Below are 20,563 nucleotides of genomic sequence, written 5' to 3' on the forward strand. Positions count from 1 at the left end.
TTGTTACTTACTTATCTATGCAGGACAACGGTGACAGCGCTCCCATGAAATGACAACAGAAGCACCTTCCTTGTTCCCCGCACCCATTATTTGTTACGATAGTATTCGGGTGAGGGCTAAAGAGCCGTGGCGCCTGCAAGGACAGGTTGCAGGGCAAAGGCAGGGACTTCTCCTAAAATGCATGTACTTAAATCCAAAAACACCGTAGTAATGCATGGTATTACCTTGCGAATAGCATTTTTAAGGCAAATGACGTTATTTTCTGTGTGTTTTTTTCAAACGTCCTCCGTTTTTCTATTCCCCAAATCTTTCCAATGCTATGCAAAAATCCCTTTTGCCTTTGCTGTTGTGATGTGCTCAATGCCCTTTTCCCGATAATTAGGGAGGGATTCTATGAAGAAACTGTCACCTGTATTTACGATATCCGTGACGATTACAGTACTTTTTATCATTTGGGGGCTAATACCGGCCGATGTCTTGCCTACAGGCAATCTTGAACATGTGACTAAAATTGTTCAAGGATTCATTATTGAAAAATTCGGATGGTTTTATTTGTTGGCTGCTTCCAGTTTCTTAATTTTCGCTTTGTTTCTAGTTTTATCCAGGTATGGAAACGTCCGACTTGGCAAGGATAGCGATAAGCCAGAGTATAGCTACTTGACTTGGTTTGCTATGCTATTTTCCGCCGGGATGGGAATCGGCCTTGTATTCTGGGGAGTCGCAGAGCCTATGAATCATTATTATGCACCGCCTTTCGCAGAAGGGCAGACCCCCGAGGCTGCAAGGGCAGCGATGCGCTACTCATTTTTTCACTGGGGGCTGCATCCTTGGGCAATCTATACCGTCATTGGACTAGCACTTGCCTACTTCCAGTTTAGGAAAGGCCAGCCTGGTGTCATCAGTTCACTGTTAAGACCATTGCTTGGAGATAAAGTTGATGGCGCAATTGGTACAGCGGTTGACTGCATTGCTGTTTTTGCCACTGTTTTTGGTGTTGCCACATCACTAGGTCTTGGAGCAATACAAATTAGCGGAGGTTTATCCCATACTTTCAGTGGAATCAGCAATGGCTTTGGAACGCAGCTTGCTGTCATTGCGGTGGCTACAGTGCTGTTCATGCTATCGGCTCAGACTGGTTTAAACAAAGGAATCAAATTTTTGAGCAACTTTAATATCATTCTTGCAATCGCTTTGATGCTATTCCTGCTGTTTGTTGGTCCAACCAACTTTATCATGGACCTTTTCACTACTACAATCGGCTCTTATTTGCAAAACCTGCCGTCAATGAGCTTCCGTTTGAGCCCTTTTGAGCAGGACATCACCTGGTTTCAGGATTGGACTATTTTTTATTGGGCTTGGTGGACTGCCTGGGCTCCTTTTGTCGGGACGTTTATCGCCCGGATTTCAAAGGGCCGCACCATCCGTGAATTTGTTGTGGGTGTACTGCTCGTGCCTACGATCTTTGGCGCACTTTGGTTTTCCGTATTCGGCGGAACTGGCATGTACCTCGAATTTTTCGAACATAAGGGATTGATGAAAGTTATCGAGACAAGCGGAAGTGAAGTAGCCCTTTTTTCTCTTCTTGAAAACTTCCCGTTTTCTTCTGTTCTTTCACTGCTCGCAATTTTCCTAATCAGCACCTTTTTCATCACTTCGGCTGATTCTGCAACCTTCGTCCTTGGAATGCAGACATCGAACGGCAGCCTTAATCCGCCCAATAGAGTGAAGCTGGCTTGGGGAGTTATTCAGTCTGCATCCGCAGCAATCCTGCTTTGGGCAGGCGGACTAGAGGCTCTACAGAGAGCATCCATTATTGCCGCTCTTCCATTTGCAGTTGTGATGATTCTTATTGTTATTTCATTAATTAAAGTATTGAAAAGTGAGAAAGCAGTCCCAATAAAGCTCAAACAGGAGTTGAAATAAAAATTCAGTTAACATTTGGGTACACAAGAAAGGCAGCCAATGACTCTGGCTGCCTTTCCACATTTATCAATGTTTTAGCGAACTCCGACAGGGAATGAGTAGACTGGGCTTGCATCAAGAGCAATCGCCACTTCGCTTTTGGAGGAGGCTAATAGATGAAAAAAAGCAAGCAAAACAGAATTTCATTCCGTATCGGAAATTACGAAATAGGTTTTGAAAAAAGCAAGTACCTTCTTGCAGCACTTAATGACTTCACAGTAGCTATTTGGTTTATGGCAGGCAGCACACTTGTCCTGTTAAATCCCGACAGTAAACTAAAAATCTACCTTTACTTAATGGGGAGTTTTCAGCTATTAATCCGACCAGCTGCGAAGATTTATCAATCCATTGACGTATTCGAAAATGACAAAAATGACAAATGACACTTTTTATACAATATTAAAGCAATCCCAATTATCCGATGCTAGCGCTTTCAAAAGGTTCGTTTTTCCAGAAAAAAACGCCAACACCTCATTGGAAATAAGGAGTTGGCGTTTTATGTTTTTAAGCCGCTCTATATTTGTACCTCCCTCAAAAAAGGGAGTAAGATAGAATAGAAACAAAAAAATGAATAAAAAAGTAAGCAACATAGGTTTGACACCAAAATATTTGGGTAAAGAAAATAGGATATACATATCGTTCTCTTTATAAATAAAAATTATATTACAATAAAAGGGGTTAGTACTGTGGGAATCTTGATCGTGGATGACAACAAAGTCAATTTGTTTGTCATTGAAAAAATATTAAAGCGTGCTGGTTACCTCGACTATACCTCTTTCACCTCCGCTATTGACATGTTCGAGCACTTAGAAAGAGAAAAAGAAATAACCGCTGATGTAATCCTGATGGATATTATGATGCCGGAACTAGATGGTATTGAAGCGTGCAAGAAATTGCAGCTAAACTCTAAGTGGAAAGATATCCCCGTCATTTTTGTCACGGCATTGGAGGATTCCTCAAAAGTAGCGGAGGCACTGGAGGTTGGCGGGATGGATTATATCATGAAGCCGATTGACAAAACAGAGCTGATTGCGAGATTAAGGGTTGCCCTGCGGCTCAAAGCAGAAAAAGACTGGCATAAGGAACAGGAAGAGCGGATCAGGACAGAGCTTGACCTTTCCATGCAAGTACAAACCAGCCTCCTCAGCGAACCAATTATCAATAAGGACATTTTCATGAAAGCATCCTACCTTCCCGCCAACAAGCTTGCCGGGGATATGTACCATTGGCACAGAATCGATGAACATCGTTATGCAGCAGTTCTTCTAGATATGATGGGACATGGAATTTCGGCATCTCTTGTCTGCATGTACATTGCATCAGCCCTCAGGGACGCAATCAGGGGCTGTCCTGCTCCGGAATACGTTGTGGGAGAGTTAAATCGCTGTATGAATGCTCTCAATATGAGAAACCAAGAAATACCCTATTATTTCACGGGGATATACATAGTCATCGATACAAAGGAAAAGGCGGTCCAGTATGTAAATGCAGGGCACCCTTTCGGATTTGCTCTTATAGATAAGAAAGAACTCGTCGAGCTGTCAGAACGAACCTGTGCTGTCGGTTTCTTCGATCAAATCGAAATACATACTAATACGATTGAATACAATGATTCCATTCAGCTTCTGCTATTGACGGATGGTGTCGAAGAGACAGCAGAGAAATACGGATTGAACGAATACAATTGCCTGAAGGAGGCTGCCTCAACCTTTTGGAATGTGAACAGGCAGATTGAGCCTTTGAATCAGTTGCTCGATAAAAGTCACCAAAAAGATGCAGAAGATGATATGTGCGCAGTAATTATCCAGGCTTATTAAAGGAAAACATGGTCTGATGTTAAGCTTGTGGAATAGTTTTTCCACAAGCTTTTTCTCTGCTTAGAGACTCCCTTGGTGCATCATAGTTTTAAAAGTTTGGAAAATCGAAAAAGGACATGACAAATATCCGGGAAGCTCCTCCATACTTATAATCTCAAAAAAAGGGAGGACCTGATGCATATTCAGGCCCTCATTTTCCTATATATTTTCTCCTCGAAAAAAAACTCTTCAAAATGCCCGTATGCTTCCGTCCGAATACTTTCTTTGCTTCCGATACCCAAGAAACCTTCATCTGCTAAGCTTGCATTGAAAAGCTGCAAGACATGCTTCTGTAGCTCAAGGTTAAAATAAATCAGGACGTTCCGGCAAATGATGATATGAAATTCATTGAATGATCCGTCCGTAACAAGATTATGCTGGGCAAACACTATTTTCCTAAGGATTTTCGAATCGAAATAGGCGCACTCGCTGTCTGTCGAGTAGTATTCGGAAAAGGATTTTTTTCCACCTGAGAGCATGTAATTCGTCGTGTATGCTTTCATTTTTGAAATAGGAATACTGCCTTTTTCCGCTTTTCGTATCACCTTTTCACTCATATCAGTTGCGTAAATTCTTACCTTTTCCCCAAGTCCTTCTTCTTCCATAAGAATTGCCATGGAATAGGCTTCTTCCCCAGTAGAACAGCCTGCATGCCATATCCGTATTTCAGGATATTCCGCAAGCTCGGGAACTACTTTTTCTCTGAACGCCTTAAAGAACGCAGGGTCGCGAAACATCTCCGTGACGTTGATGGAAAAATCATCAAGCAGTTTTTGAAGCAGCATTTCATTATTTATCACTTCTTCCGTCAGCCTGCTGATGTTTGGAAGCTGCTCCAGCCTTACCCTGTTTTGAACCCTCCTCATAATAGAAGACCTCATATATTTCCTAAAATCAAAGCCTGACAGCCTATGCAAGGCTGCCAGGAGCAAATCTAACTCTAATTCTTCTTTTTCCAAAAACTTATCGTCCGTCATGTCCATTCCCCCTATTCCCTAGCTGCCCAGACACGCATGACCGATAGCAATTGGTCAAGTTTCAACGGCTTGCTTATATAGTCGGAAGCACCAGCCTCCAAGCACTTCTCGCGATCTCCTTTCATCGCTTTAGCAGTTAATGCAATAATGGGTATTTCTTTTCCTTGTTCCATTGCCCTTATGCTTTTCATTGTTTCATAACCATCCATTTCTGGCATCATGATATCCATGAAAATCATATCGTAGGACGAATCCTCTCTAAGAATTGCAAGACATTCCATTCCATTTTCAGCACTGCTGATTTTTACTCCTTCCCTTTCGAGCACATTTGAAAGTGCGTAAATGTTTCGCCTGTCATCATCAACAATTAATATTCTCTTCCCATTTAAAGTACCATTTCCGTATGGCAAGTCTTTATCATTTGTCTCTTCTTCATAGTTTGTCTTCAAATCTGAACTGCCGGTAGCTGTCTCCTTAACCGCCATGAGTGCTTCTTCTTCAGCGTGCACCTCTTCCTCATGCTGAACATCCTTAGGCATCCCAAATGGCAGACTAGGAAGATATAGGGTGAATGTGCTTCCTTTCCCTTCTTCGCTATCCACCATCATCATTCCACCAAGAAGGTGTGCAAACTCCTTAGAGATGGATAATCCCAATCCTGTTCCGCCATACTTACGCATTGTTGCGCCATCTCCCTGCTGGAAGGCTTCAAAGATTAGACGATGTTTATCAACAGGAATTCCTATCCCCGTATCCGTTACTTCGAGTTTCAGCCATTTCTCCGCATGACAGCGGAGCTGGAATGCCTGGACTTCTTCTTGGGTGGCACTCTCCATCCTAACCCTGACACTGCCCTTCTCGGTAAATTTAAATGCATTGGAAAGCAGGTTTTTGACAATTTGCTGCAAACGTTGTTCATCCGTATAAAATATATTTGGGAGGTTGTCATCTGTTGTTACTTCAAACTCAAGTTCCTTATGCCCAGCAATATGGGAAAACAGCTGTATAAGCCTGTTGCTGAATTCCTTTAAATTCACCTCTCCAAAAGCAACCTCTATTTTTCCAACCTCTACCTTCGATAAATCAAGAATATCGTTTATCAAATTTAGCAAATCTTCACCAGAAGTATTGATTACCCGGGCAAATTCCTTTTGCTCTTCCGTTAGCGTTCTTTCCTCATCTTCTGCAAGCATTTCGGACAAAAGCAAGATGCTGTTTAACGGAGTACGAAGCTCATGCGACATATTCGCTAGAAACTCAGACTTATACTTTGAACTGAGCTGTAATTCCTTTGCCTTTGCTTCAAGCTCTGTTTTTGCCTGAAGAAGGTCCGCAGACTTAAGTTCAGCCTCGCGAGAACGTTCCTCTAATTGTTCGTTAATCATGCGAAGTTCTTCTGACTGTGTCTGGAGCTCTTCAGATTGAGCCTGCAGTTCTTCTGATTGTGACTGCAATTCTTCTGCCTGTGCTTGGGATTCCGAGAGTAGCCGCTCGACTTCCATTCTGCCAAGTATATTAGCAATCGCGATTCCGAGCGTATCTGTTACCTCTTCAAACAGATTCCTCTCCGCTGGAGTAAAACCTTTCATACTGGCAAGCTCAATTACCGCAATGGTTTCTTCTTTTGAAAGGACTGGCAGTATAAAGACACTCCGTGGCGTTACTTCTCCAAGTCCTGTTGACACTGGAATATACGTTTCCGGCACTTCCTCAAGGAAGACAGCTTTTTTCTGCCAAGCAGCTTGTCCAACTAGGCTCTCGCGGAAAGGTATATAGTCCTTTCCTGCCGTTCCGCCATGATCTGCATACCCAGCGATTTTTCTTAAACCTTTGCTGTCCCCTTCTCCTTCCACAAGGTAAAAAGCACCAAGAGCCGTTCCTGTCGCTTCTCCTATACTCACTAAAAATTGGTCTGCTAAGCTGTCTACGTCTGTGCTGCGATGATAAAGACTAATAATTTCTGCAGATGATGTTTGGACCCAGTTCTGTTCTTCGATTTCTGCAGTGAACTTCTTTTCTTTATGGTAATACTCTTCAAGTGATTCTGCCATCGAATTAAACGATTGTACTATTTCCCCGATTTCATCATTTGCTTCAATCTCAAGTCTCGGAATAGAGGAGAGATTATGATAATCAATATTCTTTATTCCCTTTGTGATGCTGTCGAGGTTTCGGCCTGTACTGCGGATGACCCAAAGTGTCACCATCACGATTAATGCAGTTGCAATAATAACCGAGACAACTAACCATGTAATAAGCTGATAATACGCATCGTTTGATTGCTTTACTGCATCTCCGATAAGACTTTCCTGGTAATTTTTAAATTCATCGATTGTTTTAAGCAAAGCATTACGCTCACCGCTTTGCTCGTCATAATCCGCTTTAACCTCCAAGAGGGATTCACCCTGCTCTATTCGATGAAGCCATGCCTCTTCTTTAGCAGCGTAGTCTTGATATTTTTCTTGAAAGCTTTTAAGGAGGACTATAGATTTCTTCTTGTTCAAAACCTCTTCGAGTTCATATATCCTTCTATTCATTTCCTCATGCTTATTGTTTACATCCGCCTTATCGGCAGCTCGCTTTTTCTCACTTCCATCAATATGAGACAGGACTTCCTTGTCGGTCACATAAAGCAGCTGCCTCATTTCCATCACTTTATTTACTTTGTCATATCGATCCTCTACGATTTCCACCATATTCGTCTTAATGGTTCCTGTCATAAGAATAATGACATAAAGGAGGATTGACAGGAATAAAACGGTTAGCCCAAGGCCAAAAAATTGTTTCTTTTTAAACGACATCTATCCAGCCTACTTTCTTATATATAAATTTCAATTGATCTCCAATATAAATAATAGCAGTATAGGAGAAAGTAATCGAATGTTAGAGCTTCATATGTCAGAAGATTTTTCAGCCAATTTACGGGTGCTTTCTTTATAGTCTTCCATAATAGCCGATATAAGGTAAAGGAATGCGGAAAAGCACTTTTCTGGTTTCACGGCCTTAATAGAGTAAAGGACGGGGATGATAGTGGAAAAATGGGCAACACATGGATATGCTAGAAAAATCGCCATTCTTCGGCAGGAAATAAATCTTCTGCAGAAGCGGGAAAAAGAGCTTCTCTTAAAGTCCAGGTTCCAGAATAACCTCTCGGTCAAAAGACTGAAAAGCGAAAGAGCTATGGCGGAAAGGAAGTTAAAAGAAAGCCAAGAAATATTTCGGAATCTTATTGAACAATCTGCTGATTACTTTTTCCTCTTAGATGCAGACGGCAAAATTATTAACGCTAATACTGCTGCATGTAATGTCACTTGTCTTAAAAATGAGATGCTACTAAAAATGAAAGCAAATGATATTTTCAAAAAGCTGCCGGAGAAGTTAGGCTGGTTCAGCGAGGATGAAAAGAATGTAGTAAAATTCGAGGATTCGATATTAAGTCTTGGGGAAGAACGGATTCCTGCCGATATCATTCTTCAGCAAATTACGGCAGAAGGCAATAAGCTTTACTATGCATGGTGCCGTGATATAAGGGAAAAAAAGAAAGCGGAAGAGAAAATTCAACATATGGCTTTTCATGATGCCCTGACAGGGCTACCAAACCGATGGTTCATACAGTCCTTTTTGAAAAGTTTTCTTGAAGGTCAACATCCACTAGAGAATGAACTTGCCATCCTGCTGCTTGATCTGGACCATTTTAAAAATATTAATGACAGTCTTGGCCATGATGCGGGTGATATGCTATTAAAATCTGTCGCCCAACGTCTTAAAGATACTGTGAAGAGCGATAGCCTTGTAGCCCGGCTTGGAGGTGATGAGTTCATCCTTCTGTTACCTTGTAAAGGAAACAAGTCAGCAGCTGAAAGCTTTGCAATGGACGTAATGGAATTACTGCGCAAGCCATTCAAGCTATATGGACAAAGTTTATGGATCACAACAAGTATCGGCTTATGCTATTATCCAGAAGACGGAATGGATATGAACTCTTTGATCAGGAATGCAGACATTGCCTTGTATGAAGCGAAGGAAAATGGAAGGAATAAGCTCACAAAGTTCGAAAACTCCATGAAAGCATCGGTCATCGAGCGTCTCGATCTGGAATTCGCATTGCGTCAAGCACTTTATGAAAAAGAGTTCGTGCTCCATTATCAGCCAAAAATGAATATTAAGACCCGGAAAATCTATGGAATGGAGGCACTCATTCGTTGGAAGAGAGAGGACAAGCTGCTGTATCCTGACAGCTTTATCAGCAGTCTCGAAGAAACGGGACTAATCATCCCTGTCGGCGAATGGGTCATCAGGGAAGCTTGCAGGCAATGCGCCGAATGGAATATTTCCCAGCAAAGCCCACTTTCCGTCAGTGTCAACCTCTCGGCACTGCAATTTCAACAGCCTTCTTTTGACGTTTCAATCGCCCGCATCCTAAAGGAAACAGGATTAGCTCCCTCCTGTCTTGAATTGGAACTGACAGAAAGCCTTTTGATCGATACTTCAGAAAAAACAGGTAATCTGCTTAAAAAACTGAAATCTTTAGGCATTTCCATTTCTATTGATGATTTTGGCACAGGATTCTCTTCGTTGAATTATTTAAAGTACCTGCCAATAGATGCACTGAAGATTGACAGGTCCTTCATCATGGATTCTGAGAAAGACAGAATCAATGCAGCTATTGCCTCTGCCGTCATCTCTCTTGCACACAGCTTGGACTTAAAAGTGGTTGCGGAAGGTGTTGAAAACCTTAAGCAGCTAGAACTTCTCGAAAATGGACACTGCAATTATGCCCAAGGGTACTATATAGGGCATCCGCTGCAAAGCGAGGAAGCAACCTCTTTTCTCGCAGCTTTACCATGAAAAAAAGCCGCTCAAAAGGCGGCTTTTCTCTATTAATCCATTCTCTCAAACTTGATTAAATCCTTGTTTTCACCAATCACAATCAAGATGTCATCATCATGAAGTTTTTTATATGGGTCAGGGGAAATGTCTATCTTTTCCCCTTCCTTAATCGCAATGACTGTGACATTGTATTTCGCTCTCAGGTTGATTTCTCTCAAGCTTCTCCCGCTAAGGCTTCGCGGAACTTTGATTTCTTCGATGCTGTACTCATCCGCTAGTTCGATGAAATTAAGAACATTTGGAGCAGCCATAAGCTGGTGTGCGACACGCTCGCCCATATCTCTCTCAGGGAAAATGACTTTGTCCGCCCCTACCTTGTAAAGGACCTGGGCATGATTCTTATTGAGCGCTTTTGCCACGACATGAACGACTCCCATTTCCTTCAGCATCAGAACTGTCAAAATGCTCGCTTGGATATCGTCGCCAATCGCCACAATAACCGTATCGAAATTTCGGATACCTACCGCTCTTAACGTCTCCTCGTCCGTGGAATCACCGATGACAGCGTGGGTCACCGACTCTTTGTGTTCCTCTATATGAAGTTCATTTTTGTCAATTGCCAGCACTTCATTTCCCTCCGCGTAAAGGGCTGCTGCTACACTTGAACCAAAACGTCCCATTCCTATAACCGCGTATTGTTTTTCCATCATGTACCTCCTAGCCAATCATAATTTTACCAACTGGATAACGAAAAGGATCCTGCTGCCTTCTCAGCGTAACAGCAAATGCAACGGTCAGAGGACCGACCCTTCCTGCAAACATCGTAAAAATAATCAGGAATTTCCCAAAACCGGACAGCTCGGGGGTGAGTCCCATCGAAAGACCTACTGTCGCAAATGCAGAGACGCTTTCGAATAAAATCATCAAAAAGTCTTTTCCATGTTCCGAGATTGTGAGCAGCATGGTCACTGCCATAACAAGGAAAATGGCACTTAGGGTCACCGTAAGCGATTTATAAATCGTTTGCGGAAGGACACGCCTGCCAAAAAAAGCAACATCTTCTTTCCCTCGTATCTGGGATTTCACAGCACCAAGCAGGACTGCGAAAGTGGAAGTCTTGATGCCACCGCCGGTGGAACCTGGAGACGCACCGATAAACATTAGAATGATGATCAATAAGAGTGTAGACTGTGTTAAATCCCCTATGTTCAATGTATTGGAACCTGCTGTCCTCGGCGTAATAGCTTGATATAGTGAACCGAGTACTTTCCCTGTCATGGAAAGCGGCTCCAACGTTTTCGGATTATGGTATTCCAAGAAGAAAATCATTACTGTGCCGATCGTAATCAGACAGCCCGTAACAGAAAGCACTATCTTGGAATGAAGCGAAAGTTTCCTCGTACTTCTGTATTCGTACATTTCATTCATCACGATAAAGCCGATGCCTCCAAGAAAAATAAGGGCAGAAACCGTAAGCGTAACGATCGGATCATCGACATAACCCGTAAGGCTGCGGAAATCACCCATTAAATCAAAGCCTGCATTGTTGAAATTTGATATGGAATGGAAAAACCCAAAGTATATCGCCTTTCCTATTGGCATATCGAAGGAGAATCGGAAGGATAGAAGAATGCCTCCAATGAATTCAATGACAGCAGTAAAAATCAGGATTCTCCTAACTAGTCTAACAATCCCTTCGACTGTCAAATGGTTTAAAGATTCTTGAAGAATGAGCCTCTCCTTCAAGGAGATTTTTTTTCCAAGAACAAAGGCGGCAAGTGTTGCGAAGCTCATGAACCCTAATCCTCCCACTTGGATGAGCGAGAGGATGACAATTTCACCGAAAGTAGTGAAAGTGCTCCCCGTGTCGACTACAACGAGCCCTGTTACGCATGCAGCTGAAGTGGCCGTAAAGAGCGAATTAGTGAATCCGAGTCCTTGTCCATCCACGGTTGCAACCGGAAGCATTAACAAAATCGTTCCCAACAGGATGACAGTCGAAAATCCAAGCACCAGGACCTTTGGAGGATCCAGTTTTATTCCCCTCATTATTTTCATCGTTTTCTCCTTTGCTTTTCTTTTACATTAAAAAGAAAAGATACAAATAAAATGTTGATAGAGCCATTCCCCTTCTGCCCCAATGGTTTTTAGTATGAAGTTCGTTACGAAGATTTATGAATCGTTTGAATTACGTCAAAGGAAATTCAAGCAAAATAAAAAAGCCCACAGAGGCTTAAGTCAAAAGCTCTGTGGGCTCTCCATTAGAAATGTTACCACAAGCTTGGCTTTTACTCTCCTGTACGCTTGCGGAGTTAGCTGACGGATTAGGGCCCAAGATTTTTGGCCCCGCCTTCGTGAAAAGGCTTCACCCCATGGCATAATGCCTAAGTTGGTTCCCCCGCTCCTGACGGATTAAGCGATTCAAAATATTGAATGAATGCTGTTATCATACTCCCGTGCCAAGCAATTGTAAAGAAGGAAATTTCGTCTTTATGAGACTAAATTAACAAAAAAAGCCGTTTTCATTATCTTTTCACGGTTCTTGCTCATCATATATCGTTTTTTCTTGATTTTTTGCTATCTTTTCGAAGGCTTTGTGAGAACGAGGTCATTTTAACTCTGTTGTTTTAAGGAATTCTTTCGTCCTTTCCTCCTTTGGATTCTGGAAGAAGTCTTCCGGCCTAGCTTTTTCAATAATCCTGCCTTCATCCATATAGACAATCCAATCCGCAACCTCACGGGCAAATCCCATTTCGTGCGTTACGACCACCATCGTCATTCCTTCTAATGCAAGCTCTTTCATGGTGGAAAGAACTTCACCGACAAGCTCTGGATCCAACGCGGAAGTGGGCTCGTCAAACAGCATTATTTCAGGCTTCATGGCAAGCGCTCTTGCGATTGCAACACGCTGTTTTTGCCCTCCCGACAATTTGCTAGGGAAAACATGCATTTTATCACCGAGACCTACTTTCCTAAGAAGTTCTTTTGCTTCCTTTGCCGCTTGTGCCTTCGGTATTTTTTTTACATGAATCGGTGCCTCCATCACGTTTTCAAGCACTGTCATATGTGGAAAGAGATTAAAGTGCTGGAATACCATGCCGACCTTCTGTCTAACAGTGTTGACATCCACGTTTTTTAATTCAATTTCCTTCCCTCGGAGAAAAATGCTTCCGCTATTCTTCTTTTCAAGAAAATTGAGACAGCGCAACAGCGTACTCTTTCCAGATCCGCTTGAACCGATTAGACACACAACATCACTTTCACACACTGTCATATCAATATCCTTCAAAACATGAAGATCACCGAAGGATTTATTTAAACCTACCGTTTTTATCATTTCTTTTTCAGGCATAGAACTTCCTCCTATCTGTCGCTAATTGCCAGTTTCCTTTCAAAGCTGTTGACCAACCATGTGAGCAGTGCCACAAGCACAAGATAATAGAATGCAACAATAATCAAATAAGTCATTTCGTCAAAATTATTTGAACCAAGCGTTGTCGCTACATTGAATAGTTCATTCATGGAAATAAAGGCTGCAAGTGAGGAATCCTTTAAACCGATTATAAACTGATTGCCAAGCGGAGGAAGAGAACGGCGAAATGCCTGCGGAAGAATTATCCTCCGCATTGTGAGACTTTTTGTCATACCAAGCGAACGTCCAGCTTCCATCTGTCCACGATCGACAGCCTGAATGGTCCCCCGGAAAATTTCCGCAATATATGCGCCATTATGAAATGCCAACGCGAAAGCAGCTGCCCAGAAATCTGGAATAAGGAAAATGCCGCTGATTCCGAAGTACAAGATGAAAATCTGAACGATTAGTGGTGTTCCACGGATAAGATAAACATACGTATCTGAAATATATCCTAATATGGAGATATTCGAGATTTTAAGCAATGCAAAAAACAAACCGATAATAATTCCAAAAATAATAGAAACAATTGTAAGCTGAAGCGTAATCAACATAGCGTCGAAAAACAAGCCGCTGCTGTCGATCAGCGTTTTAAACACGTGTCCTATACTAGGCAAATTGATAACACCCTTCCTTTTTAATGAGTGACTTCCATTAAACCTCTTTTGATTACTCTGGTTGAGTCGTAATGTCTTGTCCAAAGTACTTATGGCTGATTTTTTTCAGTGTCCCGTCTTTTCTGAGATTTTGAAGCGCCTTGTTAATCTTTTTATGGAGTGCGGGATTATCCTGGGAAATAACAACCGCTTGTTCACTACGCTCTATTAACTGTTGAGGAACAATCTTGAAGCCTTCCTTCTTTGCGCTTTTCCCTGTTACAAAATCGGTGATCACCGCATCGTGACGGCCGCTGCTCAATGCTTTGAGGGCTGTAATATCGCTATCATACATTTTGATGTTATTCGTGTATTTTTGTGCGGTATCTGCATATGTAGAGCCTTTTGCAACAGCGACTTCTTTCCCTTTCAAATCGGCTGTTGTTTTGATCGTGCTATCGGGCCTTGTAAAAATCTGTGGACCTGAGTAGTAGTATGGCGTGGAAAACAGCACATGCTTGCTACGCTGGGGATTGATAGTGTGGCTGGCAACAGCGGCATCCGCTCTGCCGGTTTTTACTCCTTCCACAATTCCTTTGAATTTCATCCTTTTTTGCACTGGTTTCAGCCCCATCTCTTTTGCCAGAGCTTCCCCCACTTCAATATCAAATCCTGTCATCGTCAAGTCATCCTGGAGATAGCTGAATGGCTTAAATTCACCAGACGCAGTGAATACAAATTCGCCTTCATTAATCAGCTCCGAACCGTCTTGGAGTTTATCTTTTTCGGCACACGCACCCAATACGCCTACCAATAAGACTAGGAAACTGACACCTAATAATCTTTTACACATACATTTCATTCTCCCCTCTCCCCTTCAATATCTGTTTCGGGCGTGGTGATATTTACCCTTTAAGAAGATAATGTAATCCTTTTTTTGAACAATTATAGTAGAACAGCTGCGTCTATCCGAATCATTCATTCTCCTGCATAGCTTTATTTGCATTCACTATCCGCATATATATGCATCTTGATTGCATTCCTTTCCATATGGGAAAGAAAATGATCCTTGAAATTATTTCTTCGAAGCAACATCATTAATCTATAAATGTCCTGCCTTGTTCTTAGTTTCAATGTTTGATGAAGATAAGTGCGAATGAGCTTCAAATGGCTGCGGAGATTCTCATTAGAAATAGAATTGGAGCAAAGCAGAGATTGTAACAAATACGGCTTATTCTTGTTGATGTAAGTGAGGAAGAGGAAATGGTAGGAGGAAACAATTTTTGTCTCATCTGTTGATTTTTTGAGCTGAGTGGCTTCTCGGATTAAAACAAGGTCCCCTGTTTCTTCTAACATTTTCATATAGTCATCAGGATAGCAGGCAGACAACTCTGTAGGTGAAAGCAAAGCGTTCGCAACCTTTCCCCAGCCTGGAATAAACTCCGCTTTTCCTGCAAGTGCTGTAATATTTTCCATTAGATTCAGTAAGCCTTTGCTTGCGAATTCTTCAAACTCCAGTCGCTTCAGCGCCTTTTCCTGCATTGCTTTCACAAGTGAAGGAGAGAAACACCTGCACATGACAAATTGAAAAAGCTTACTTTCTAATTTTCTTTTTACGGAAAATGAAGTTTCAATTCCTTCCGTTTCCTTAAGGAACAAATTCATATTGTTAATCAGAAGTTCCGTCAATATACTGTTTGCTTTTTGCGAAGATAAATCATCTGAAACATTCTGTCCCCTTGCAATTGCGAGGATGTAAAGAATATACAAAATTTCCCCGCCAGCAGAAGCAGTACTCTTTTGAAATTGAAAGTTTGTTATATTTTTATGGGAATCTTGCCCATTGTCCCATGCCCGCCCAGAAAAAACTCCATCCTTGCTGAAATTTCCGGCATCGCGATAAAGTCTTTCAACCCCTCCCTCTTCCAACGCCTGTTCAAAGGCTGCCTCATATAATCCCTCCTGGATATACCGCCTGTTAGCCGCAGGAATATGTTTAAACAGATTGTAAATTTTTCCAAAAAGATCTTGGTTAACATTCTGAATTGTAAGCATGAATCCTCGTCCTTTCTAATTTCCGGGTTAAGTATTTCTATTGATTAAAAAGAAAAAAGATACCATCATTCACTGTTTAATGGCAACTATCTCTGTTTTTTTATCGTCGAAAGGTTTATAGTGATAGGTAGCAATCCATTAAAAGGTGGTACCATTTTGTTTTGAAAAAAAACCAACTGCTTAAGAGTATAAAAATATTGTTTCCTTTTGTTTTGATGTTGATCGCCGGCATTGAAATCCATCAGTTTTTAACAGGTATTGAAGCCGGAGAATTAAAAAAAGATATAGCAAGTTTTTCTTTCATAGAAATAGCCTTGCTGCTAATACTCACCTGCTGTGCAATTGTGCCGATGTTCTTTTACGATGCAATCTTGCTGCAGCTCCTCCGTGCAAGGATGCCGCTCAGCAGGCTGCTGCGCATATCCTTCATTGCCAACTCTTTTTCAAATCTTATCGGTTTTGGCGGTTTTGCTGGAGCAGCGCTCAGAACATATTTTTATAGAGGCTACGAGCAAGACAAACGGGTTCTCTTGAAAACGATCGCTTCCGTATCTCTCTTTTACCTTACGGGAATCTCTCTGTTGGCAGGAATCATTGCAGCAGGCTTCCGAAATTATCCGCTGTTGCATGATGTCAGATGGCTGACAGGTTCTGTTTTTGCTGTGAGTCTCTATTTGCCTGGCTACCTATATTTCACCCATCGCAGATTAAAGAATAACCGCGAAAAAAGCATTTGTTCCATGACATCATTGAGGCTTGTCACCGTATCCCTAATGGAGTGGATCGCCATTTATGGCATCATTGTCTATCTGGCATCTATTCTTCAGCTTGATGTCAGTCCGGGAAGTCTTTTTCCTGTATTCATCATCGCGTCCTGCGCCGGAATACTCAGCATGATTCCAGGCGGACTCGGTTCGTTTGATCTCGTTTTTATCTGGGGAACCCAAGAACTAGGCATTCCCGACGAAAAAGTCCTTGTTCTTCTGTTGCTGTATAGAGTAGGGTACCTTCTACTTCCTTTCATCTTTGCGGCCTTGCTGCTTATGAAGGAATATATCGACAAGCTGGCGCGAATCGCCAGGGGATACAGCAACAGTCAGGAAGTCACCTTCTCCAGTACCTCCCTTATAAACGAAAAAGAATAAAGGGCTGTCCAATCGATATTGGGCGCCCTTTTTCATATGCGGATGAAAGAATACATACTTTCCTTTTAATTAGTATAATTGAATGGTGTCCTTAGATGGTTCGCCGGGGGACCATTTTTGTTTGGATAATAAAAGACCCGAAATGATGCTAATGATACATCTCTTTAACTTGTTCCAAGTCTCCAAGCAGCCGCTTTATTTCCCCTTGTGTCAGCAACACTGGAATTTGATCATACATGGTGATGATCTGGCCCTCCTGATCGTCTTCGTGTAATTTTAAATATTGATATAGTGTCTCTGCTTGGGTTTTTTTGATAACCGATTTTGTATAAAAGTCTTTCACTTTTTCAATTTCAAATTCATTTGCCTTATTATCAAAAATACCGGAAATGATTTGCCCGTCCCACCGGACCATGAACACACCTCCCGCCGTTTTTTTTATACTATCATACCCTGATTTTTATTTCGCATTACGCTAATTTACGTTTTTTAACAATTCTTTAATCTTATTGCAGATCTGTGATTTCCATTGCCAAAACTTTACTTTGACATGTCAGACAACCTATTGTATGATAACTACATTAAAAATATACAATATACCCTCATCAGCTCAAGATGAGGTAGAGGTCGCGGTATTTATTAGTAGGGTAACGGAGAGTCAGAGAACTCGATGAATTTATCTGAAAGGAAATACTGCCGAAGCGCTGCATTTCTCTGAATGCAGTAGCTGGGACTGTTGCCGAAAGGCGCAGGACTGTCATGGCTTTTGTCATGATGAACTATCCGTTCTTGTCTGGTGTGGATACAGAAGCACACCTTATGGACTAAGGTGTGCTTTTTGCGTCGGCATGACTGGTGGACACTCTTCATTTGAGCAGAGGGCAATATGAAAGGGGATTACACTATGGGTCAGTCAAAAAAATTAGGGTTTTGGATTTTAACTGCACTTGTTGTTGGAAATATGGTAGGGTCTGGAATATTTATGATTCCACGGGCACTTTCTGAATCTGCCAGTCCATTGGGAGTACTTCTCGCATGGCTGTTGACAGGTTTCGGCGTTCTGATGACCACTCTTGTTTTTGGAAATCTTGGAATAAGAAAACCGGAATTAAATGGAGGGCCACAAATTTACGCGAAAGAACTTTTCCGCAAGGGAAGCCATGCAGCGACATTGTCAGGTTTTATGGCCTCGTGGGGGTATTGGATTGGTAACCTGGCAGGAAACATCGCTATTATCACTACATTCGCAAGCTTTCTCTCAACATTCTTTCCTATTCTTACTAGTACGGCAAAACTTTTTACAATCGGAAGCGTTACTGTTACAACCGGAAGTTTGTTAACCTTCACCGTCTGTTCGTTCCTGTTATGGACGACTCACTTTACCATTCTTCGTGGCCTTGAGTCCGCCGGAAAACTGAACTTCGCTGCCACAGCTGCAAAAGTCGTCGGTTTTTTCCTTTTCATCCTTGTCGGACTTTATGCCTTTCAGAAAACAAATATTCTGCCATTCTCCGCACCGCGATATGATGAGGCTGGCCAAACGATTGGATTGCTTGGGCAAATAAACAGCGCTGCGCTAACAACACTTTGGGCTTTTATTGGAGTAGAATCTGCTGTTGTCTTTTCTTCCCGGGCAAAAAAGCAAACAGATGTCAAAAAAGCGACAGTTCTTGGCTTGTTCATTGCACTCGCTATCTATATTGGCATTAGTATGCTTGTCATGGGGATGCTTGATCAAAAGACTTTAATTGCCTCGGAAAAACCATTGGTTGATGCAATGGTAGCTGTTATGGGACCTATTGGCGGAAAAATACTTGCATGTCTCGGGATTGTCAGTTTGATCGGTTCAACTATCGGCTGGGTAATGCTCAGCGTTGAAGTACCATTTCAAGCAGCAAAACAGGGACTTTTCCTTACATCGTTCCTAAAAGAAAACAAAAATGGATTGCCTATTTTTTCTCTTAACGTCACTAATATTCTTGGACAGCTGTTTATCTTTTCAACAATCTCGAATTCGATTGCACAGGCATTTGATTTCATCATTGCCATTGCGACCTTATCTTATCTTGTACCATACTTCATTGCATCCGTCTTCCAGCTAAAGCTCGTCTTTACAGGGGAAACGTATACGGACGGACGTTCTCGCGTTATCGACGGGGTGATTGCTGCTATATCCACGATTTATTCAGTTTGGGTCATCATCGCTGGTACAGCAGATATCAAAACGTTCCTATTCGGTGTTGCTCTTCTGGCGTCCAGTATTTTCTTCTATGGAAGTGTCCGGAAATCACAGAAAAAAATGCCATTAGCCAAAAAAAGAGTCACTGCTTAATGTTTGAGTTAGAGAAGGAGACTGCTTGCGCAGCCTCCTTTTTTTATTTCCAGCATCCACTGAAGAGAGTCCGTAACGCAATGTAGAAAAGTACAAAAGAAAATAGGATGATGGCAATTGCAGCTGCTATTTGAAAGAAAGTAACTAGATTTGCTAGCAACGCTATGTCAGGAAGATTCAGCAGTGCAAAGCCTGCCAAAATCGCTGCAAGGAATATTAAAACTGGATTGTTCATTCTCACTCCTCCTTTACTAATACTCTATGAAGGAGAAAACTGTTTGAATAGCCGTTTGCCACGGTTTTTTCACCTTTTTTTATTATGTGACATATCTTTCATGTGAAAACAAAATGCCGGCTAAAACCTATATTCTCAGGTCAAAATAACAAAGAGAACCGAATGGGGGGATTATATGCCACAACAGCTATATGTAAGATTTATCCGGATGCCGCTCCTGTTCCGAATCCTGCTTATTGCAGGTTTGAATATGGTCATTTTCGGACTTATTATCCATGCACTTGAACCGGATACTTTCCCCACGTTATTTGAAGGAATCTGGTGGGCTATTATTACTGCATCCACTGTCGGCTATGGAGATTATGCCCCAACTTCCCTTTCCGGCAGGGTAGCTACCATCGTACTTCTATTCGCTGGAGCCGGCTTCCTGTCATCCTATTTCGTGACTTTGTCGACAACCGCTGTGAACAAACAGGAAGACTATTACAAAGGTAAAACAACTTTTAAAGGTAAGAATCATCTTGTCATCGTTGGCTGGAATGAGCGGTCCAAAAAGATAGCCGAAGTCTTCGCGGTTAGAAAAGAAAACATTGTGTTGATAGATGAGACTTTAAACACCCATCCTGTTTCCTCCCATAGCTTTCATTTTATCAAAGGTGCTGCACACTTGGATGAAACCCTTATAAGAGCAGGTGTTCCTTCCGCGAGTCTTGTCATCATCACTGCCGACCAGAACCTTGTCGAACATCAAGCAGATAAGAACACTGTGTTAACTCTTCTCGCCATTAAAGGCTTACAGCCTAGCGTTCGTTGCATTGCAGAGGTATTGACAAGCAATCAAGTAAACAATGCCTTTCGTGCTGGAGCAGATGAAATAATTGAAACGAATGTAGTTGCGGGATCGATGATTCTATCGAGTATTAATGGGGCAGAAGGGAATGCATCGCTTCAAAAACTGATGACTGGATTTAGAAACAAAGAAATAAAGCTCACCCCGCCAAGTCTTTATTTAGGCAATCCATCTACGTACGGTAGCCAACAGACGATTATAAATGCAGAAGGAAGACTTCTAATCGGATTAAAGAAAGGGGATGACTATATCGTCAACCCCCCTGCTGATACTATGATTACTCGTATGGATGAACTCATTATCCTGAAGTAGC

At 41.9% G+C, this 20,563-nt stretch carries 17 protein-coding genes and 2 riboswitches; of the genes, 7 read left to right on the top strand and 10 right to left on the bottom strand.

Translation table 11 applies throughout. From position 1 onward, the window contains the following. Positions 1 to 393 precede the first annotated feature (393 nt). From BQ5796_RS12395 to BQ5796_RS12410, 3 genes are all read left to right on the top strand, one after another. Positions 394 to 1,923: a glycine betaine uptake BCCT transporter gene (locus BQ5796_RS12395; protein ID WP_071460506.1), complete on the top strand. Its 1,530-nt coding sequence runs from the start codon at positions 394 to 396 to the stop codon at positions 1,921 to 1,923. Positions 1,924 to 2,078: 155 nt separating this feature from the next. Then, positions 2,079 to 2,345: a YrhK family protein gene (locus BQ5796_RS12400; protein WP_071460507.1), complete on the top strand. Its 267-nt coding sequence runs from the start codon at positions 2,079 to 2,081 to the stop codon at positions 2,343 to 2,345. Positions 2,346 to 2,648: 303 nt separating this feature from the next. Next, the gene (locus tag BQ5796_RS12410) at positions 2,649 to 3,779 is read left to right on the top strand and encodes a SpoIIE family protein phosphatase (protein ID WP_071460509.1); all 1,131 of its coding nucleotides are present in this window, start codon (positions 2,649 to 2,651) and stop codon (positions 3,777 to 3,779) included. A gap of 182 nt (positions 3,780 to 3,961) precedes the next feature. Here the strand turns inward: BQ5796_RS12410 and BQ5796_RS12415 are convergent, their stop codons facing one another. After that, a complete protein-coding gene (locus tag BQ5796_RS12415) occupies positions 3,962 to 4,801 on the bottom strand; it encodes a CheR family methyltransferase (RefSeq protein ID WP_428839297.1) in 840 nt (279 codons plus the stop codon). Between the two features lie 5 nt (positions 4,802 to 4,806). Then, positions 4,807 to 7,596 (bottom strand): response regulator, encoded by a 2,790-nt coding sequence (locus BQ5796_RS12420; protein WP_071460511.1) that lies wholly within the window; start codon positions 7,594 to 7,596, stop codon positions 4,807 to 4,809. Between the two features lie 229 nt (positions 7,597 to 7,825). Between BQ5796_RS12420 and BQ5796_RS12425 the strand changes: the two genes are divergently transcribed. Beyond that, entirely contained in the window at positions 7,826 to 9,643 is a 1,818-nt protein-coding gene (locus BQ5796_RS12425; RefSeq protein ID WP_071460512.1) for a sensor domain-containing protein, read from the top strand. Positions 9,644 to 9,675: 32 nt separating this feature from the next. Here BQ5796_RS12425 and BQ5796_RS12430 read toward each other — a convergent pair whose 3' ends face one another. From BQ5796_RS12430 to BQ5796_RS12455, 6 genes are all read right to left on the bottom strand, one after another. After that, positions 9,676 to 10,332, bottom strand: a complete 657-nt coding sequence (locus tag BQ5796_RS12430; protein ID WP_071460513.1) for a potassium channel family protein — start codon at positions 10,330 to 10,332, stop codon at positions 9,676 to 9,678. A gap of 10 nt (positions 10,333 to 10,342) precedes the next feature. After that, the gene (locus BQ5796_RS12435; RefSeq protein WP_071460514.1) at positions 10,343 to 11,683 is read right to left on the bottom strand and encodes a TrkH family potassium uptake protein; all 1,341 of its coding nucleotides are present in this window, start codon (positions 11,681 to 11,683) and stop codon (positions 10,343 to 10,345) included. A gap of 228 nt (positions 11,684 to 11,911) precedes the next feature. Beyond that, positions 11,912 to 12,054, bottom strand: a riboswitch (cyclic di-AMP (ydaO/yuaA leader). A 179-nt stretch (positions 12,055 to 12,233) separates the two neighbouring features. Continuing rightward, entirely contained in the window at positions 12,234 to 12,977 is a 744-nt protein-coding gene (locus BQ5796_RS12440; protein WP_071460515.1) for an amino acid ABC transporter ATP-binding protein, read from the bottom strand. Positions 12,978 to 12,988: 11 nt separating this feature from the next. Continuing rightward, entirely contained in the window at positions 12,989 to 13,654 is a 666-nt protein-coding gene (locus BQ5796_RS12445; RefSeq protein ID WP_071460516.1) for an amino acid ABC transporter permease, read from the bottom strand. Positions 13,655 to 13,706: 52 nt separating this feature from the next. Continuing rightward, positions 13,707 to 14,486 carry a transporter substrate-binding domain-containing protein gene (locus BQ5796_RS12450; protein WP_428839298.1) on the bottom strand — a complete coding sequence of 260 codons (780 nt, stop codon included), beginning with the start codon at positions 14,484 to 14,486 and terminating at the stop codon, positions 13,707 to 13,709. 143 nt (positions 14,487 to 14,629) lie between these two features. Beyond that, complete coding sequence (locus tag BQ5796_RS12455) at positions 14,630 to 15,688, bottom strand: hypothetical protein (RefSeq protein ID WP_071460518.1); 1,059 nt, start codon at positions 15,686 to 15,688, stop codon at positions 14,630 to 14,632. Between the two features lie 161 nt (positions 15,689 to 15,849). Here BQ5796_RS12455 and BQ5796_RS12460 point away from each other — a divergent pair, with 161 nt between their 5' ends. After that, positions 15,850 to 16,833: a lysylphosphatidylglycerol synthase domain-containing protein gene (locus tag BQ5796_RS12460; RefSeq protein ID WP_071460519.1), complete on the top strand. Its 984-nt coding sequence runs from the start codon at positions 15,850 to 15,852 to the stop codon at positions 16,831 to 16,833. A gap of 148 nt (positions 16,834 to 16,981) precedes the next feature. Here BQ5796_RS12460 and BQ5796_RS12465 read toward each other — a convergent pair whose 3' ends face one another. Beyond that, complete coding sequence (locus BQ5796_RS12465; protein ID WP_071460520.1) at positions 16,982 to 17,248, bottom strand: hypothetical protein; 267 nt, start codon at positions 17,246 to 17,248, stop codon at positions 16,982 to 16,984. A gap of 198 nt (positions 17,249 to 17,446) precedes the next feature. Further along, a riboswitch (Lysine riboswitch) is annotated at positions 17,447 to 17,623 on the top strand. Positions 17,624 to 17,737: 114 nt separating this feature from the next. On the opposite strand from BQ5796_RS12465, the gene BQ5796_RS12470 reads away from it, so the two are divergent. Beyond that, on the top strand, positions 17,738 to 19,165 hold the full coding sequence (locus BQ5796_RS12470) for an amino acid permease (protein WP_071460521.1): 1,428 nt from the start codon (positions 17,738 to 17,740) through the stop codon (positions 19,163 to 19,165). A 43-nt stretch (positions 19,166 to 19,208) separates the two neighbouring features. On the opposite strand, the gene BQ5796_RS12475 is transcribed toward BQ5796_RS12470, so the two are convergent. Next, the gene (locus BQ5796_RS12475; RefSeq protein ID WP_071460522.1) at positions 19,209 to 19,400 is read right to left on the bottom strand and encodes a hypothetical protein; all 192 of its coding nucleotides are present in this window, start codon (positions 19,398 to 19,400) and stop codon (positions 19,209 to 19,211) included. Positions 19,401 to 19,575: 175 nt separating this feature from the next. Between BQ5796_RS12475 and BQ5796_RS12480 the strand changes: the two genes are divergently transcribed. Further along, positions 19,576 to 20,562 (top strand): potassium channel family protein, encoded by a 987-nt coding sequence (locus tag BQ5796_RS12480; protein WP_071460523.1) that lies wholly within the window; start codon positions 19,576 to 19,578, stop codon positions 20,560 to 20,562. Position 20,563: the final 1 nt, after the last annotated feature.

It is taken from the genome of Bacillus massilinigeriensis (genome assembly GCF_900111815.1).
Lineage (GTDB): Bacteria > Bacillota > Bacilli > Bacillales > Cytobacillaceae > Mesobacillus_C > Mesobacillus_C mediterraneensis.